General features: G+C 67.0%; 1 protein-coding gene. It reads right to left on the minus strand.

Features of this window, described 5'->3' with window-relative positions; all coding sequences use genetic code 11:
- Nucleotides 1-2,014, minus strand: a 2,014-nt coding sequence (locus tag V6M42_RS08135) for a vitamin B12 dependent-methionine synthase activation domain-containing protein (protein ID WP_332678135.1), incomplete at both ends; no start/stop codon positions are given.

Genomic DNA, 2,014 nt, shown 5'->3' on the forward strand with positions numbered 1-2,014 from the left:
CCGAAATACAGGCCCGAGACCGAGGCCGGCGGCGTCATCGCATAGCTTTCGGTCAGGGCCATGCCGGCGTTGGCGCCCGCGTCCAGCAACCGGAACAGCGTCGCCTTCTCGGTGTGGTCGGGCTGGGCCGGATAGCCCGGGGCGGGGCGAATGCCTTGATATTGCTCGGCGATCAGCTCTTCGACCGTCGTCGCCTCGTCGGGCGCATAGCCCCACAGCTCGGTCCGCACCTTCTTGTGCAGGGCCTCGGCGAAGGCCTCGGCGAGACGGTCGGCCAGGGCCGTGGCCAGGATGGACGAATAGTCGTCGCCCGCGTCCTTGAACCGCTTGGCGATCTCCAGCTCGCCGTGACCGGCGGTGACGGCGAAGGCGCCGATATAGTCCTGGCCCTCCTCGGCGATGAAGTCCGACATGGCCAGATTGGGCTTGCCGTTCGTCTTCTTGATCTGCTGGCGCAGGGTGTGGAAGCGGGCGATCTCCTCGACCCGGGCCTCGTCGGCGAAGACGGCGATGTCGTCGCCCACGGCCCGCGCCGGCCAGAAGCCGACCACGCCGCGCGCGGTGAACCATTTCTCGTCGATGATCCGCTTCAGCATCGCCTGGGCGTCGTTGAACAGGTCGCGGGCGGCCGAGCCGACGATCTCGTCCTCGAGGATCAGGGGATAGCGGCCGATCAGCTCCCAGCTGGCGAAGAAGGGCGTCCAGTCGATGTGGTCGGCCAGATCGGCCAGGTCCCAGCTGTCGAAGGCGCGCACGCCGATGAAGGACGGCGCTCCGGGCATCCGGTTGGTCGGATCGGGCCTGAAGCGGTTCTCGCGCGCCTGCACCAGTGTGGCCCGGGCCTTGACCTCCTGACCGCGCGCATACTGTTCGCGGATACGGACGTATTCGTCGCGCGTGGCGGCCTCGTTCTTCGCCCGCTCGGTCCTGGACAACAGACCCGAAACCACGCCCACGGCGCGGCTGGCGTCGATGACATAGGTGGTCGAGCCGGCGCGATAGCCGGGCTCGATCTTCACCGCCGTATGGGTCCGGCTGGTCGTCGCCCCGCCGATCAGCAGGGGGATGTCGAAGCCGCGCCGCTCCATCTCCCGCGCCACGAACACCATCTCGTCCAGCGAGGGGGTGATCAGTCCCGACAGGCCGACAATGTCGACCTTGTGCTCGACGGCGGCGTCGAGGATGCGGTCGGCGGGCACCATGACGCCCAGGTCGATGACCTCGTAGTTGTTACACTGCAGGACCACGCCGACGATGTTCTTGCCGATGTCGTGGACGTCGCCCTTGACCGTGGCCATCAGGATGCGGCCCGCCTGCTCGCGCGGCTTGCCGGCCTTCTCGGCCTCCATATAGGGTTCCAGCCAGGCCACGGCCTGTTTCATGACCCGGGCCGACTTCACCACCTGCGGCAGGAACATCTTGCCCGAGCCGAACAGGTCGCCGACCACGTTCATCCCGTCCATCAGCGGGCCCTCGATGACGTGCAGCGGCCGCTCGAACGACAGCCGCGCCTCCTCGGTGTCGGCGTCGATATATTCGGTGATGCCGTTGACCAGGGCGTGCTCGATCCGCTTTCCGACGGGGGCGTCGCGCCATTTCAGGTCGACGACCCGGGCCACGCCCTTGTCGCCCTTGTAGTTGGGGGCGATGTCGACGAGGCGTTCGGTGTTCGAGACATTGGTCCGCTGTTTGCGGTTCAGGATCACGTCCTCGACCGCCTCGCGCAACACCGGGTCGATGTCGTCATAGACGGGCAGGTCGCCGGCGTTGACGATGCCCATGTCCATGCCCGCCTGGATGGCGTGGTACAGGAAGACGCTGTGGATCGCCCGGCGCACCGGCTCGTTGCCGCGGAAGCTGAAGCTGACGTTCGACACCCCGCCCGAGACGCGCGCGTAGGGCAGGGTGGCCTTGATGACCTTGGTCGCCTCGATGAAGTCGACGGCGTAGTTGTCGTGTTCCTCGATCCCCGTCGCCACGGCGAAGATGTTGGGGTCGAAGATGATGTCCTCGG

It is taken from the genome of Brevundimonas sp., from assembly GCF_036677305.1.
In the GTDB taxonomy this organism is placed as follows: Bacteria; Pseudomonadota; Alphaproteobacteria; order Caulobacterales; family Caulobacteraceae; genus Brevundimonas.